The sequence below is a fragment of the Paraburkholderia sp. BL21I4N1 genome, assembly GCF_002973525.1.
In the GTDB taxonomy this organism is placed as follows: Bacteria; Pseudomonadota; Gammaproteobacteria; order Burkholderiales; family Burkholderiaceae; genus Paraburkholderia.
In genome coordinates this window covers 17897-33600 of the sequence record NZ_PVEN01000019.1, presented here as the reverse complement: position 1 = coordinate 33600, position 15704 = coordinate 17897, and the positions used below count along the sequence as shown (strand labels likewise).

Sequence of the window (15704 nt, the reverse complement as noted above, 5' to 3'; positions counted from 1 at the left end):
TGTCATTTTTATATCGCCCGCCTGAATGGCGAGCGAGTTCTGCGCGCTTGAGGATGACATTATGTCGCGCGAGTATGACGTGGGGTTAACCACGAAAAACAATTTCGGCACGTTATCCAGCGGGTGCAACGACACACCGGCGCGTCGTCTAGGCCGCTTCGACGACGGTCCGCGCCGTGCCCTGCTTGCGGCGCTCCAGCGTGCCGATGCACACCAGCGAAATCCCGGCCAGCACGCTATAAAACACGGCCAGCGGCCACCAGGCGCCAGGATAGCGATGCGCGAGCACGGTGCCGATCAACGGAGTCAAGCCACCCGCCAACGCCGCGCACACCTGGTACGACAGCGAGATCGCCGAATACCTGACGCGCACGGGGAACGCGGTCGACATGAAGCCGGCCATCACCGCATACGAACTCGACATGCACATCACCGCCAGCGCGATGCCGGTCACGATCGCCAGCGGCCGGCCGGTCGAGACCAGCGCGAACATCGGGTACGGCGACAGCATGGCCAGCGCCGCCGCGCCTTTCAGGAAACGTCCGGTGCCGATGCGTTGCGCGAACCAGCCCGAACCCAGTTGCGTGAACAACTGAATGAACGCCACCACGAACAGACAATCGAGAATCAACGAGCGATCGAGGCCGAGTGTCTGCGTCGTGTAATTGAGCATGAAGGTGTTGACGAACCACGCGCCGGCCACGCCGATCACGTTCGCGCCGAGACACAGCAATAGCGTGCGCCACGCGTCACGCACCACTTCGGCGACCGGCAGCGCGGCGACCCGGCGTTGTGCCTTGAGCGCCTTGAATTCCGGCGATTCGTCGACGCCCGCGCGGATCAGCAGGCCGACCACCAGCAGCACTGCGCTGGCGAGAAACGGCAGGCGCCAGCCCCAACTAAGAAACGCGCCCTTATCCATCGACGCCACCGCGCGGAACGCGATCAGCGACAGGATCAAACCCGCCGGACTGCCGAGTTGCGCGAACGACGCGAAGAAAGTCCGTTTACCTTGCGGCGCATGTTCGCTCGCCATCAGCACCGCGCCGCCCCATTCGCCGCCGATTGCGATGCCCTGCGCGACGCGCAACAGCACCAGCAACACCGGCGCCCACACGCCGGCGCTCGCGTAAGTCGGCAGGAAGCCGATGCCGACCGTGCCGACGCCCATGATCGCGAGCGTCGCCACCAGCGCCTTTTTGCGGCCGATGCGATCGCCCAGGTGGCCGAACACCAGGCCGCCGAACGGTCGCGCGAAAAAGCCGACCGCGAAGGTACCGAACGACGCCAGCGTCGCGAAGAACGGATCGCTGCCGGGAAAGAACAGCTTGCCGAAAATCAGCGCCGAGGCCGTGGCGTAGATGTAAAAGTCGTACCACTCGATGGTGGTGCCCACGAAAGCCGCCGCTGCGGCGCGGGTGGGTTGCCGGGTTGCGGCATGGTCGTCTGGCTCGCGATTCATGGTTTGTCTCCAAGGTCGTTCTTCTGGATGGCGCGGCTTCTGTGAGCCGTCGTCGGGGAACTGCGGGTGGCTAGTTGCGTGGCTTGGCGGCGAACGTGGCGGGTTCGGGGACATCAGCGTTGGGCGCGCCGCTTTCGTGTTTGCGGGCCTCGGGCACCACGCCATCGGGCTCGCGGCCCTTCGGCATCGCGCCGCGCAACACGCCCGCCTCGAACAATCTCTGCTGCGTGGCCGCATCGATTCCCAAGCCATCCAGCACCGCGCGCGTGTCGCCGCCGAGCGCCGGTGGCGCGCTGCGATACGTGGCCGGCGTGCGCGACAGCTTGATCGGCGACGCCGTGCCGCGATACGCGCCCAACTCCACCACCATCCCGCGATGCACCGTATGCGGATGACGCGCGACCACGTCGACGGTTTGCACCGGACCGCAGGGCACGCCCGCGTTGATCAGCGCCTGCGCGAGCGGCTCGCAGTCGTGGGCGGCGAGCAGGTTTTCGAGCGCTGCCTTCAAGGGCTCGCGATGCGCGCAGCGGCTGCGGTTGTCGACATAGCGCGGATCGTCGGCGAGTTCGGGCGCGCCGAGATGCGCGCACAGCCGCGCGAACTGCCGGTCGTTGCCGACCGCGAGAAAGATCGGCGCGCTCGCCGTGCGATAGCTGTCGTACGGCGTGATGTTGGGATGCGCGTTGCCGCTGCGTTGCGGCGTGCGGCCGGAGCCGAAATAATTCGGCAGATGCGGATGGAGCAGCGACACACCACAGTCGTACAACGCGATATCGATCGACTGGCCGCGTCCGCTGGTCGTTCGCTCGGCGAGCGCAAGCAGAATGCCGGCGAGCGCGTTCAGGCCCGTCACCATGTCGACGACCGGCAGGCCGACACGCGTGGCCGGTCCGTCGTGCTCGCCGTTCACGCTCATCAGGCCGGTCATTGCCTGGATGGCGGCGTCGTAGCCGGGTAAGCCGCCGAGCGGGCCGTCGGGGCCGAAGCCCGAGACCGCGCAGTGAATTAGTTTCGGGAAACGCTCGCGCAGGTCGCGCTCGTAGTCCATGCCCCAGCGCGCGAGCGTGCCGGGTTTGAAGTTCTCGACCAGCACGTCGGCGTCTTCAAGCAGCTTCCACAGAATCGCGCGGCCTTCGTCGCATGACAGGTCGACGGCGATGCCCTGCTTGTTGCGGTTGACGCCGGCGAAATACCACGCGGTGTCGCCGTAAAACGGCGGCCCCCAGCCGCGTGTTTCGTCTCCGCCGGGGGGTTCGAGCTTGATCACCTGGGCGCCGTGATCGGCCAGCGCCTGCGTGCAGTATGGGCCGCCGAGCACGCGGCTCAAATCGATGACCTTGATGCCTTGCAGCGCGCCCTGGGGGCTTTGCGTGCCTTGCGTGTTTGGTGCGCCACGGTTCGCGAACGCCGTCATCACACACTCCCTTCCGGCAACACCTGCAGCGCCTGTTCGAGCGTCACGCCACGCCCATTCACCAACGCGTCGATCACACCGGGCTCGTCCGACGCACTCCGTGGGTCCAGCGGATCGACAGGCAACAACTTATGCCGCACCACCAGATGAGCCAGCGCAAGACGCCGGTAATCCGGTGCGAGCCGTGCGCCTTCGCACGCCATCAGCACCGCCGTGCTCGCGTGATACAACGCCGTGCCCGCCTGCCGGACCCATTCGTCGCGGCCGGCTTCCGCGACGCTCGCCAGCGCATCGCAAGCGCGCGTCAGCGTGGCGCGCAGTAAAGCGAGACTCGCCGCCGGTAAACCCGCCGCGCCGAGCCGATCCAGCAAATACGCGCGCAATGGTTCCAGCGCGCCGTCGCGTTTCGCCGCGCGCGCGATATCGAGCGCGACGATATTGCTGGTGCCTTCCCAGATCGAGCCGAGATGCGCGTCGCGCACCAGCCGCGCGTCGCTCCACTCCTCGATGTAGCCAGTGCCGCCGCGCACTTCCATGGCGTCGCCGGTCACGCGGCGCGCGTCGCGGCAGGCGCGGAACTTGATCAACGGCGTCAGGATACGCACGCATTTCGCCGCTTGAAGGTCGCCTGCGTCGGCTTTGTCGAGCAGCAGCGCGATCTGCATGAACATCGAGCGCGCCTGTTCGGCGGGCAGCATCATCTTGAGCAATTGCCGTTGCATCAGCGGCATATCGATCAGCTTGCGGCCGAACGCCTCGCGATGACGTGCGATATGCAGCGCTTCCGTCACGGCACGCCGCATCAAACCGGCCGCGCGCACGCCATTCGACAGACGCGACATGTTGATCATGTCGGCCATCTGATGGAAGCCGCGCCCCACTTCACCGATCAGATAGGCGGTAGCGCCTTCCAGCACGATCTCGCCGCTCGCCATCGAGCGGCTGCCGAGCTTGTCTTTCAACCGCACGATCCGGTAAGCGTTGCGCGAGCCATCCGGCAGTGTCTTCGGCAGCAGGAACAGCGCAAGACCGTTGATACCCGCCGGCGCGGTATCGGGACGCGCGAGCACCATGGCGAGATCGGCGTCGGCGTTCGAGCAGAACCATTTGTCACCGTACAGGCGCCATGTTTGCGCGCCCTGCGCATCCGTTTCCAGCGTGGCGCGCGTGGCGATCCGCGCGACGTCGGAGCCTGCGGCCTGCTCCGTCATGAACATCGCGCCTTGAAACAGCGAGTCGAAATCGCGCGATGCCAGCCGCGGCAAGAACCGCGCGACCAGTTCGGGCGCACCGAATTTGCGCAGCGTGCGCGTGAGCGAATCGGTCATGCTCACCGGACAGCACAGACCGAATTCCGCCTGCACGAACAGGAAGGTCAGCGCGTATTTCACGAGCGGCGGCGGCGTTTTCTGGCCGTCTCGGGTCGCGTGGCTCAGCGACGCGAGTCCCAACTCGGCGTATGCCACGCGTTCCAGCGCGACGTAATCCGGATGCTTGTCGATACGCTGCAGCGCTTCGCCGCGCCGCGTGCGATGCCGCAATTGCGGCGGATTCTTGTCGGCGGACAACGCCCAGATGTCGAGTTCGCCGGAGGCGCGTTGGCCGAGTTCGACGAACTGGCTGTCGAGCTCCCGATACAGCGCGTCGCCGAGATGCAGTTTGAGCAGGCCCGCGAAATCGGGGTCGCTGGTGAAGAAATTGATGCCGCGGCTATCGGGAATATTGGACGCGCCGTGTGCCGGCTGCGGAGTGATGTCGCTCATGATTGTCTCGTCTCAAGTCGGCCCTGGTTGGCGCCTTGTGGAAACAGCATAGAAGCGGCTTCGATAATCGTCTAATACAACTTAGTTCCGGTACGATAGACGTAGCTTATCGATCGGAACACCGGAGACCGTCATGGACCTGAAGCAATTGCGCTATTTCGTGGCGGTCGCCGAAGAACTGCATTTCGGCCGCGCGGCCAAGCATCTGTTCATTTCGCAGCCCGCGCTGAGTTTCGACATCCGCAAGTTTGAAGAGCAGCTCGGCGTGCAACTGCTTGCGCGCACCAACAAGACGGTGGCGCTGACCAATGCCGGTCAGGTGCTGCTCGGCGAAGCGCGGCGGCTGTTATTGCAGGCGAGCGAGGCGGAACGCATCACGGTTCGCTCGGCGCATGGGCTCGCGGGCCGCCTCAGAATCGGTTTCGTGAATTCGATGTTGTATCGCGGCATGCCGCAGGCCGTGCATCGGTTCGAGGCCGATTATCCCGGCGTCGAAATCGTGCTGAAAGAGATGAACACGAGCGAACAGGTCCACGCGATCCAGCGGATGCAGATCGACATGGGCTGCGCGCATTGGGGCAATTTCCCGTCAGACGTGACGTCCACGCCGGTATTTTCCGAGCCGTTTCTGATTTGCCTGCCCGCCGCTCATCCGTTGGCGAGGCGGCGCAAAGTGGACTTGCAGGCGTTGGCGCAGGAACCGTTCATTCTGTTTCCGCGCACCGTGTCGCCGCATTATCACGATCTGATCATCGCGCAGTGCGTAAGCGCCGGGTTCAGTCCGTTGATTCGCCATGAAGCGCGTTTGTGGCAGACCGTCGTCACGATGGTCGGCTTCGGCATGGGCGTCGCGCTGGTGCCGTACACGTTGCGGCAGATCGAAGATCCGCGGGTGTGTTTTTTGCCGTTGAAGGGCGAGACGCTGTTATCGCAAGTGCTGCTTTTGCGCAGAAGCGGCGACGCGGAGCCGGTCGCCGAACGCTTCGTCGACTATCTGCGCGACAGCGGCGGCGAGCCGCGCAAAACGGCTCAGGCGTCCTCTTCGCGGCGTCCTTCGTAGGCGGTTAGAAGACGGTGGGCGATCATGTCCACGGCCGGCTTGACGAGCCCGTTCTTGTCGGTCCACACCTTCGGCGTCAAGGTGCCGCTCAGCGCGACGCTGTCCGCATCGCTCAGCGCGAGTAGCGCGGTTTGCACGTCGTCGTCGAACGCGATCACGTTGACGAAAATCGTGTCGCCGTCGTTGGTGGTCGCCCGTACCTTGCACGTCACGAAACGTCGGCCGTTCTGCCCCGTGCGAATCTGCGCTTCACCATAGAGGCGCCCGCCCACCAGTCCATCGATCATTGCCCTGCTCCTGTTATTGCGTGCCCCACCGCGACTGACTTCGCGGCGTGCCGTGCGAAAAGCCGGCTTGCCCGGCACGGTGCGTATGATCCCACGAGACGCCGCAACGCTCGCATAAAAGAACGCGCGGGCAAACGCGTGACAAGCGAACCGCTCGCGGCACGAACACTGCTCGCGCATTCACACGCCGACGTTCGACGCTTCGAAAATCTCGCGTAGCCACTGCGCAAACACCCGCACCCGCGACGACAGTTGCCGGTTCTGCGGATACAGCACGGACACCGTCATCGGCGGCGGCGGGAAGTCCGCGAGAATGATCCGCAGGCGCCCCGCCGCGAGTTCATCCGCCACGCGGTATTGCGGCACCTGCACGATGCCGAGCCCGGCAAGCGCCGACCCCGTGTAGAGCTCCACGCCGCTTACCGAGACCGCGGACGGCAAGACCATCGCCACCTCGCGGCCGTCGACGCTGAATTCCAGCGGCACCGGCTTGCCGGTCGCGCTCGACACATAATTAACCGCCCGGTGCGTGGCCAACGCGGCCGGATCGGCGGGCTCGCCATAAGCCGCCAGATACGCGGGACTCGCCACCGTCACCTGAGGCAGCAACGCGACACGCCGCCCAACCATCGACGAATCCTGCAGATTGCCGGCCCGCAGCACGCAATCGATCCCTTCGCGCACCAGATCGACGTAGCGGTCGTCCTCGCCAATCATCAGTTCGATGTCGGGAAACCGTGCCAGAAACGCCGACAGCGCCGGCACGATGAAATAGCGCGCCAGCGTGCCTTGCAGATTCACGCGTAGCAGCCCTTTCGGCGCGAGGTTCGAAAACGAGCCCTCCGCCTCCTCCATATCGGCGATCAGCCGCACGCAGCGGCCGTAATACGCTTCGCCGTCGGGCGTGAGCCGCACCGTGCGCGTGGTGCGCTCCAGCAACCGCGCGCCGAGCCGCTGCTCCATGCGCTTCATCAGCGTGGTCACGGTGGCGCGCGGAATCTGCAGGTCGTCCGCCGCGCGCGTGAAGCTTTGCCGCTCGGCGATCCGCACGAACACGCGCATTTCCTCGAAACGATCCATGCTGGACGCCCTTTACAGGCGGGTTTCCGCCCATTATTAAAGAAAATGGAATGATGATGCCGAGTCTAGCCTGATTATCTCGGCGAGAAAAGCATTCATGATGCCTCTCATCCACTCTCCATCCAAAGGGAACGAATCATGAACAGCACTCAAAACGCTCGCGTCGCCATCGTCACCGGCGCCTCGCGCGGCATTGGCGCAGCGGTCGCGCAACGCCTCGCCAACGACGGTTTCGCGATCGTCGTCAATTACGCGTCGAGTTCGACCGAAGCCGACGCGCTCGTCACCCAGCTCACGGCGAAAGGCGTTAAAGCCATCGCGGTCAGGGCCGACGTGTCGAATCCCGACGACGTACGCCGCCTGTTCGAGACCACCGAACAGCAATTGGGCAAAGTGGATCTTCTGGTCAACAATGCCGGCGTCTTCAAGCCCATGCCGCTCGCCGACACCAGCGACGCCGTGTACGACCAGACCTTCGACATCAACGTGCGCGGCACCTTCAACACCCTGCGCGAAGCCGCCAAACGAATGAACGACGGCGGCCGTATCGTCAATTTTTCGAGCACGGTGCTCGCGTTGAATCTGCCGGGCTACGCGATCTACACCGCGACGAAAGCGGCGGTCGAAGCGTTCACGCAGATCTTCGCGAAGGAATTGCGCGGCCGTCACATCACCGTCAACGCTGTGGCGCCGGGGCCGGTCGCGACGGCGCTGTTCTTCGAAGGCAAAAGCGACGAGCAGATCCAGACCTACGCGAAAATGCCGCCGCTGGAACGCCTCGGCGAGCCGGAAGACATTGCCGCGGTGGTGTCGTTCCTGGCGGGTCCAGACGCAGGTTGGGTCAATGGCCAGACGTTGCGCGCGAACGGCGGGCTGGCCTGATCGACGCGGCAATGACGCGTCGCGCAGCGTGGATACGGCGCGGAAATGAAATCGCCACGCGCTACGGCTGAACGTGTGACGACACGTTTGACCGCAGCGCGTGGCGACGCATCGACGTTTGGAAGAAAACCCGCTTAAACCGCCTTCGGATTGCGCTCCGTGAATCCTTCCTGATGCCAGTACGGATAAGCGGGACGCACGGCGCTCGCCGCGTCGAGCCTGGCCATCTGTTCCGGCGTCAGATTCCAGCCCACCGCGCCGAGGTTCTGCCGCAATTGTTCCTCGTTGCGCGCGCCGATCAGCACCGTGGACACCGTCGGCCGCTGCAACAGCCAGTTCAGCGCAATCTGCGGCACCGTCTTGCCGGTTTCGGCGGCGACTTCGTCGATCGCGTCGAGCACGCGGAACAGATACTCCTGCGGCACCGGCGGCCCCATGTCGGCGGTTTTATGGAGGCGGCTCGTTTCGGGCAGCGCCTGGCCACGCTTGATCTTGCCGGTGAGACGCCCCCAGCCGAGCGGACTCCATACCACCGCGCCCACCCCCTGATCGATGCCGAGCGGCATCAACTCCCATTCGTAATCGCGGCCCACTAGCGAGTAATACGCCTGATTCGCGACATAGCGCGGATAGCCGTAACGGTCCGCGACATCCTGCGATTTCATCAGATGCCAGCCTGAAAAATTCGACACGCCGGTATAACGGATCTTGCCGGCGCGCACCAGATCGTCGAGCGTGGACAGCACTTCGGCGATCGGCGTTTTCGCGTCGAAACCATGCAACTGGAACAGGTCGATGTAGTCGGTTTGCAGACGCTTGAGCGCGGCGTCGACCGCCTGGATCAGATGAAAGCGCGACGAGCCGACGTTGTTCGGACTGTCGTCGAAACGGAAGGTCGCCTTGGTCGAGATGATGGCCTTGTCGCGCTTGCCCTTGAGCGCCTCGCCGAGCACCGACTCCGACGCGCCGTTCGAATAGATGTCGGCGCTGTCGAACATGGTGACGCCCGCGTCGAAACAGATGTCGATCAGACGACGCGCTTCCGCGACGTCGCTGGTGCCCCACGCTTCGAAGAACTCGCCCTTGCCGCCGAATGTACCCGTGCCGAAACTCAGGACCGGCACCTTGAAGCCGGATGCACCCAGATGTCTGTATTCCATTGATGAATCTCCGTGGCCTAGCCGTCGATAAACGGACGTTCAGTCTACGCGCGTCGGCAGAAACGCGTCGGCTAGCGCGACGGATTCCGGCTAGCTTGTCAGCCTGGCGAGCGCGTCGCGCGCGGCGTGGATCACGCTGTCCCAGTCGCCCAGTGCGGGTTGCCGGAACAGACGCGCGCGCGGATACCAGGGCGTGTCGGTGCGCTCCAGCAGCCAGCGCCAGCATGTGTCGAAGCGGTTCAGAATCCACACCGGCCTGTCTAGCGCACCGGCCAGATGCGCGGTGGACGTATCGACGGAAATCACCAGATCGAGATTGGCGACGAGTGCCGCCGTGTCGGCGAAATCGTTGAGTGCTTCGGTGTGGTCGATCACCGCGCGGCGACCCATGTCGCTGTCCGACAGTTGCAGCGCGGCCGTGCCTTTTTGCAGGCTGAAAAACTGCACGTTCGGCAGGTCGAGAAGCGGCGCGAGGCGCTCGAACGTGATTGAACGGCGCGCGTCGTTCTTGCGCAGTTCCGCGACGTGCGGCCGGTTGCCGCCCGCCCAGACGAGGCCCACTTTGAGCCGGCCGTTTGCGTCCTCGTCAAGACGCGTGCGCCATTGCGCGACGGCTACGTGGTCGGCGAACAGATAAGGCGTCGCCGATGGAATGCTCGCGAGACCGGTCCTGAACGCGAGCGGCAAACTGAGCAGTGGACAGTGGCAATCGAAGTGCGGCAACGGCTGCCCGGCTTCGATCAACTGATCCACACCGTCGAGCGTGGTCATGAGTCGCATCAACTCGGCGGGCACTTCGAGCACGACCTTCGCACCGAGTGCCGACACCAGCGCCGCATAGCGGCAAAACTGCAGCGTGTCGCCGAGGCCTTGTTCGGCATGCAGCAGAATCGTTTTTCCTTCGATCGAAAAATCGCCGAGCCACAGCGGCTGCGCGAAGCTGCGCTTGCCGGCCTTGATGCGGTTGCGTTCCCAGCGCCATTCGTACTGACGAAAGCCGGCTTCGAGCTGCCCCATTTGCAGCAGACACAGCGATTCGTTCCAATGCGTTTCCGCCGACGCGGGATTCACGGCCAGCGCATGCTCGTAACTCGCCAAGGCTTCCGAGTGCCGATCGAGATCGATCTGCGTGAGGCCGAGGTTATTCCATGCATCGGCGAAGGCCGGCGCGAGTTCGAGCGCGCGCCGGTAGCTAAGCTCCGCGTCGTGCGGCTGGTTCAGATCGCTGAGCGCATTGCCGCGATTGCTCCATGCATCGGGATAGTTCGGCTGTAACTCGAGTGCGTGATCGCAACTGGCGAGCGCATCCGCGGGACGGCCCAGATCGCGCAGCACGCACGCGCGATTGTTCCAGGCCTGTGCGAAAGCCGGCGTCAGCGCGATGGCGCGGTCGAAACTGCCGAGCGCATCGAGCGGCTGGTTCAGACCGGCCTGGGCGTTGCCGCGATTGTTCAGCGCATCGGGAAATCTGGCTTGCAAGGCCAGCGCGCGATCCGCGCTCGCGAGGCCTTCGTCGAAACGCTGCAAGGCGTTCAACGCATAGGCGAGGTTCGAATGAATCGGCGCCTGTTTGGCGTTGACCGCCAGCGCCTTCTTCAGCAGATCGACGCCCTCTTCCAGACGGCCCGCTTGCAGCGCGAGTGCGCCCAGCAATTGCAGCGCGTCGAAGTGGCGTGGCTTGATGTCGAGAATCTCGCGATAGAGTTCTTCGGCTTCGGCGAAGGCGCCGTTCTGTTGAAGCGCGACGGCTTGCCGAAGCATCGAGTCCAACTGTTGCGGCAGAGTGGCAGGCTTGCCCATACGGTGAGCTTGAATTGAATGCGGGTGGAATCGTGAAAGCGCTTGTGAAGACGATGCGGCGCGTGGATCGCGCACGCATCGCGTTCGAAAGAACGAAGCCGATTATCGCCGAAAAGACCGCATTCGAATGGGCGACTGCATGCCCCGTGAGGCGCGACGCGCGTTATTGCGTGCTGGTGGCCAGATGCTTGCGCTTGGCGAGATCCTGCGCCATGGCGTAGTGCGCCTGGATAGTCGGCAGCGCCTGTTTTGCGACCGCCTTCAACTGGTCGTCGCGGCCCGACGCGATTTCCGCCTGGAACGCCGACAGCGCTTTCTGCTCGCCGACGAGCGCGACCTGTTCGATATACGTCTTATCGAAGTCGGCGCCGCGCAGCGTGTTGATGCTGGCAAGCACCGCCGCATCCGGATCGTTCTTCGGCACGTCGACGCCGCGCGGGCTGGCTGCGCGCAGCGCGTCGGAGATTTTGGCGTTGTCGGTCGAGACGCGTTCGGCGAAAGCCTTGACGTCGCGATCGGTGGAGCGGGATGTCGCGATGCGTGCGGCGTCGCGTTGCGTCGCGACGACCTGGGTGCCGTCGGCGATGAACGCCTGGTCGGCGGCATGCAGACGGTTGGCATCCGCCGCCGCGGGTGCGGCTGTTTGCGCGTGGGCGACGTTGGCGACGAGCAGCAGGCTGGCCATGCAGGCACCGGTGAATGTGGCGAGAGGCAAGCGGATCATATGTTCTCCTGGAGGTGGAAGCGAAACGACGGCAATGCGTGTGCGCCCGCGCCGATCTGCAGCGCGCGACCGCGCGCCGACCTTGCAGCCAGCTTGCGAGCCGCTGACGGCGCCACGCTTTTATCGCTATGAATTCTAGGAGTCGCGCCGTACCCCATGTGATACGACGCTGTGCCTTCTGTAACCTTAGGTAACCTTCATATGAATGCCTTGACAGGCCTGTATTGCGGCGAATGCTTCGTGCCCCTGATAGTGCGTGGGTGTTAACCAGAACATAGGTCAAGAATGCTGCTGAAACCGCGCGGAAACGCTGAATTTTCCGGCGCTCGCGCCGATAACAGGATGGTAGGGCGCGCGCCAGCGTCGAACGTAGCGATGCATGGCGTCACCACACGCACCGCAATTCTGGAGAAAGCCGATGGCCGTAGATCACCGCGCGAATGACGAGCGTAGCAACCTGACGAGTTCCAACAAGTTCGAGCTGTTGCTGTACCGGTTGGGTTCGGTTCCCGGCAGCGATCAGCATGAGCTTTACGGCATCAACGTATTCAAGGTCCGAGAAATTTCGACGATGCCGCAGGTGACGCCGATTGCCGGATCGTCGCCGTATGTGATGGGCGCGGTGGATATTCGCGGGCAGATCATTCCGGTGATCGATTTGCCGCGATTGATGGGTTGCGAGCCGACGCGCGGTTTGAACATTTTGCTGGTCACCGAGTTCGCGCGCTCGACGCAAGCGTTCGCGGTCGAGGAAGTCGACGATATCGTGCGGCTGGAGTGGAATCAGGTGTTGTCCGCGGAGGGTGCGGCGGGTGGCAACCTGGTGACGAGCATTGCGCGGATCGACGGTAATACGGGCGATTCGCGGCTTGCGCAGGTGATCGACGTGGAGCAGGTGTTGCGGGATGTGTTTCCTTCGCAGCATCCGGCGGTCGATCCGGCGTCGGTCATGGGCGAGGCGCTGGGGATTCGGCGCGGGGCCAAGATTCTCGCCGCTGACGATTCGGGGTTTGCTCGTAAGTTGATCGAGCAGGCTTTGAGCGCGATCGGCGCGGACTATGTGATGACGAAGACTGGCGAAGAGGCCTGGAATACGTTGCAGCAGGTGGCGCGGGAAGCGCAGTCGAATGGTGGGCGGGCGAAAGACAGTATTGCTCTGGTGCTGACCGATCTTGAGATGCCGGAGATGGATGGGTTTATGTTGACCCGTCAGATCAAGGCCGATGAGCGGACTCGGGATATTCCCGTCATTATTCATTCCTCTCTTACCGGGGCGGCTAATGAGGCGCATGTGAAGAATGCCGGGGCTAATGGGTATGTGGCGAAGTTTGCCGCTGCTGAGTTGGCGGATGCTATTCGGAGTGCGTTGGGGAAGGCGCCTGTGGAGGTTGGGGCCTGAGGGGCGGGGTTTTTTTGTTGGCCTGCGCGGCGCTTTGGGTGTGATTGCTGCTGGGTTGGCCTTTCCTTGAATTCACGGTGGTTTATTAGCGTTCCCCCTGTGCGGGGGGGCACCTACTTTTCTTTGCCTGCCGCAAAGAAAAGTAGGCAAAAGAAAGCGGCTCACACCGCCAGCTCATAAGCGGATCCCCCGCACAGCCACGGTAGTGGTGCATCTGGAATCCGTGCTCTCGCACATTTCGCGCCGGTGACAAAGGCGTCATTCATCCCGCCTCGCGCTGCGCGCTCGCCGGGGCGGTCCATCCCAAACCAGTCGTTTTTCCGCGCTCGGCGGAAGCCGTCGGCTTCGCCTCGGCGAGGCACCAAAATGCCCAGCGCACACACGGTTTGATGATCGACCACGGGGGCGCGCGCAGCGCCGCCGGAAGAATGACGGCTGTGCCACCAACGCGGAATGTGCGAGGGCACGGATTCCAGATGAGCCACTACCGTGACTGTGCGGGGGACCCGCTTCATGGTTAGCGGTTTGAGCCGCTTTCTTTTGCCTACTTTTCTTTGCGGCAGGCAAAGAAAAGTAGGTGCCGCCCCGCACAGGGGCAACGCTAATAGACCACTAACAAATCAAGGAAAGGCCAACCCAGCAGCAATCACACCCAAACCCGCCGAGCAGGCCAAAACCCTCCCTTTCACCCCACCCCACCAACATGTTCAACCAGATAATCAATCAACACCCTAACCTTAGGCGGCAAAAACCGATTAGGCGGATACAACACCCAAACCTCCCCCGCGTAAGCGCGCGCCTCAACCCGCCAATCCGCTAAAACCTGCACAAGCTCACCACTCCGCAACGAATCCCCCGCCGCGAACTCCGGCACGCTAGCAATCCCAAACCCCTGCAACGCCGCCTCAATCCGCGCGCCAGCGTGATTGGCCACATACCGCCCCTTGACATCGACACTCTGCGTCTCGGCCCCGCGCCGAAACCGCCAACGATTGTCATCGGCAGTCTCGCCAAGATAGATGCAGGCATGCTTGAGCAGATCTCGCGGCATCGCCGGCGTGCCACGCTCCAGCAAATAACCCGGCGACGCCACCAGCAACCACCGCACCGTCCCCAGCCGCCGTCCCGCAAGACTCTCCGGCGGATGCCCGGTCAAGCGGATCACCAGATCGACATCCTCCACAAGCGGGTCCACGTCGTGATCGGTGAACAACAGTTGTAAATCCACCTCGGCATAAGCCCGCAAAAACCCCGCCATCAGCGGATGAATCACGCTCCTCGCAAACTGCGTCGGCGCGCTCAAGCTCACCTTCCCCTGCGGTCTGCCGGCCAGTTGCCCGGCCGCATCGACCGCGCCCGAGGCCGCGCTCAGCATGTCGCGGCAATAACGCGCCACCTGAGCGCCCGATTCCGTGACCCGCACGGTACGCGTCGATCGTTCCAGCAAACGCGTCGCCAGCGCGTCCTCGAGGCGCTTGATCTGCCGGCTGACCGTCGACGGCGTGCTCCCCAACTGCCGCGCCGCCACCGAAAAATTGCCCGCGTCGACCACACGTGCGAACACCGCCATATCCGGCAGCAAGGCGAAAAGTTCGGTAGGCGTCATCGTGGCGGACTCGTCAGTGATTCATCGATTAATGCATTGGCGACATAAACGCTGTGCACGGCGACCCGATTATCACCTCCGATGCAAAACCAGACAATACGCCCTTATCCGCCGGAGGTCCGTCATGTCTCAACAAGCCGAACAAGCTCACCAAAATAAACAGGAACGCCTGCTCCTGATCTCCGATCTCATGCTGCTCGCCGTCGCGGTGGTATGGGGCACCAGCTACGGCGTGGTCAAAAGCGCGCTGGTGTTCTACCCGGTACTAGGTTTGCTCGCACTGCGCTTCGGGATCACCTTCGTGATCCTGTCGCCGGCGCTGCGGCATCTGCGCGCCGCCGACGCCCGCACATTGCGCGGCGTCTCCATCGCGGGCCTGCTGCTGCTCGGCATCTTTCTGTGTGAAACCTTCGGCATTCTGCTGACGCGCGCCGCCAACGCCGCGTTTCTGATCAGCCTGTGCGTGGTACTGACGCCGCTCGTCGAATGGATGATGCTCAAGCGCCGGCCAAGCCGCGTCGAATGGATCGCGGTGGCGCTGTCGCTGCTGGGCGCATGGCTGCTGGCGGGCGACGGCGCACTCAGCTTCAATCCCGGCGATGCGCTGATTCTGCTCGCCGCCCTGCTGCGTGCGTTGACGGTCTGCGTGACGAAGCGGGTCATGCGCGATTCGGCGTTGCCGCCGTTGACGGTGACCGCCGTGCAGTCGGGCGTGGTGGCGTTCGGCAGCGCCGCGGCGGCCTGGCTGTTCGCGCCGCAACAGTGGCAGGCGGCGCCTTCGCTGGCGGGACATCCGGCGTTCTGGGGTTACATCGCCTATCTGGTGCTGGCCTGCACGCTGTTCGCGTTCTTCGCGCAGAACTTCGCGATCAAACGCAGCAGTCCGACCCGCGTGTCATTGCTGATGGGTAGCGAACCGGCCTTCGGCGCAGTGTTCGCCTGCCTGTGGCTGGGGGAAAGGATTACCGCGACCGCGTGGGTCGGCGGTGCGCTGATCGTCGCGGCATCCGTCCTGGCGACGGTGCGCTGGACCGCATGGCGAGTACGCACCGCGAACGCCTGAA

The 15704-nt window shown here is 63.8% G+C and carries 13 protein-coding genes; 4 read left to right on the top strand and 9 right to left on the bottom strand.

Going from position 1 to position 15704, the window contains the following annotated elements:
• Positions 1 to 148: 148 nt before the first annotated feature.
• From B0G83_RS32135 to B0G83_RS32125, 3 genes are all read right to left on the bottom strand, one after another.
• Complete coding sequence (locus tag B0G83_RS32135) at positions 149 to 1462, bottom strand: MFS transporter (RefSeq protein WP_105511368.1); 1314 nt, start codon at positions 1460 to 1462, stop codon at positions 149 to 151.
• Positions 1463 to 1532: 70 nt separating this feature from the next.
• Entirely contained in the window at positions 1533 to 2879 is a 1347-nt protein-coding gene (locus B0G83_RS32130) for a CaiB/BaiF CoA-transferase family protein (protein WP_258168411.1), read from the bottom strand.
• Entirely contained in the window at positions 2879 to 4642 is a 1764-nt protein-coding gene (locus tag B0G83_RS32125) for an acyl-CoA dehydrogenase family protein (protein WP_105511367.1), read from the bottom strand. The genes B0G83_RS32130 and B0G83_RS32125 overlap by 1 nt, the downstream gene beginning before the upstream one ends.
• A 133-nt stretch (positions 4643 to 4775) precedes the next feature.
• On the opposite strand from B0G83_RS32125, the gene B0G83_RS32120 reads away from it, so the two are divergent.
• Positions 4776 to 5702, top strand: coding sequence for a LysR family transcriptional regulator (locus tag B0G83_RS32120; protein WP_105511366.1), 927 nt, complete (start codon positions 4776 to 4778; stop codon positions 5700 to 5702).
• On the opposite strand, the gene B0G83_RS32115 is transcribed toward B0G83_RS32120, so the two are convergent.
• Positions 5672 to 5989, bottom strand: a complete 318-nt coding sequence (locus B0G83_RS32115) for a single-stranded DNA-binding protein (protein WP_105511365.1) — start codon at positions 5987 to 5989, stop codon at positions 5672 to 5674. The two genes, B0G83_RS32120 and B0G83_RS32115, sit on opposite strands and share 31 nt — an antisense overlap.
• 180 nt (positions 5990 to 6169) lie before the next feature.
• Positions 6170 to 7069 carry a LysR family transcriptional regulator gene (locus B0G83_RS32110; protein WP_105511364.1) on the bottom strand — a complete coding sequence of 300 codons (900 nt, stop codon included), beginning with the start codon at positions 7067 to 7069 and terminating at the stop codon, positions 6170 to 6172.
• A gap of 138 nt (positions 7070 to 7207) precedes the next feature.
• Between B0G83_RS32110 and B0G83_RS32105 the strand changes: the two genes are divergently transcribed.
• On the top strand, positions 7208 to 7951 hold the full coding sequence (locus B0G83_RS32105; RefSeq protein ID WP_105511363.1) for an SDR family oxidoreductase: 744 nt from the start codon (positions 7208 to 7210) through the stop codon (positions 7949 to 7951).
• Positions 7952 to 8085: 134 nt separating this feature from the next.
• Here B0G83_RS32105 and B0G83_RS32100 read toward each other — a convergent pair whose 3' ends face one another.
• The 3 genes from B0G83_RS32100 to B0G83_RS32090 all read right to left on the bottom strand — a co-directional run bounded on the left by B0G83_RS32100 (position 8086) and on the right by B0G83_RS32090 (position 11635).
• On the bottom strand, positions 8086 to 9111 hold the full coding sequence (locus B0G83_RS32100; protein WP_105511362.1) for an aldo/keto reductase: 1026 nt from the start codon (positions 9109 to 9111) through the stop codon (positions 8086 to 8088).
• Between the two features lie 90 nt (positions 9112 to 9201).
• Positions 9202 to 10911 carry a tetratricopeptide repeat protein gene (locus tag B0G83_RS32095; protein ID WP_105511361.1) on the bottom strand — a complete coding sequence of 570 codons (1710 nt, stop codon included), beginning with the start codon at positions 10909 to 10911 and terminating at the stop codon, positions 9202 to 9204.
• 163 nt (positions 10912 to 11074) lie between these two features.
• The gene (locus B0G83_RS32090) at positions 11075 to 11635 is read right to left on the bottom strand and encodes a DUF4142 domain-containing protein (protein ID WP_105511360.1); all 561 of its coding nucleotides are present in this window, start codon (positions 11633 to 11635) and stop codon (positions 11075 to 11077) included.
• 418 nt (positions 11636 to 12053) lie between these two features.
• Between B0G83_RS32090 and B0G83_RS32085 the strand changes: the two genes are divergently transcribed.
• Positions 12054 to 13034, top strand: coding sequence for a chemotaxis protein CheV (locus B0G83_RS32085; RefSeq protein WP_105511359.1), 981 nt, complete (start codon positions 12054 to 12056; stop codon positions 13032 to 13034).
• A 685-nt stretch (positions 13035 to 13719) separates the two neighbouring features.
• On the opposite strand, the gene B0G83_RS32080 is transcribed toward B0G83_RS32085, so the two are convergent.
• Positions 13720 to 14640: a LysR family transcriptional regulator gene (locus B0G83_RS32080; protein WP_105511358.1), complete on the bottom strand. Its 921-nt coding sequence runs from the start codon at positions 14638 to 14640 to the stop codon at positions 13720 to 13722.
• A gap of 124 nt (positions 14641 to 14764) precedes the next feature.
• Here B0G83_RS32080 and B0G83_RS32075 point away from each other — a divergent pair, with 124 nt between their 5' ends.
• Positions 14765 to 15703 carry a DMT family transporter gene (locus tag B0G83_RS32075; protein WP_105511357.1) on the top strand — a complete coding sequence of 313 codons (939 nt, stop codon included), beginning with the start codon at positions 14765 to 14767 and terminating at the stop codon, positions 15701 to 15703.
• Position 15704: the final 1 nt, after the last annotated feature.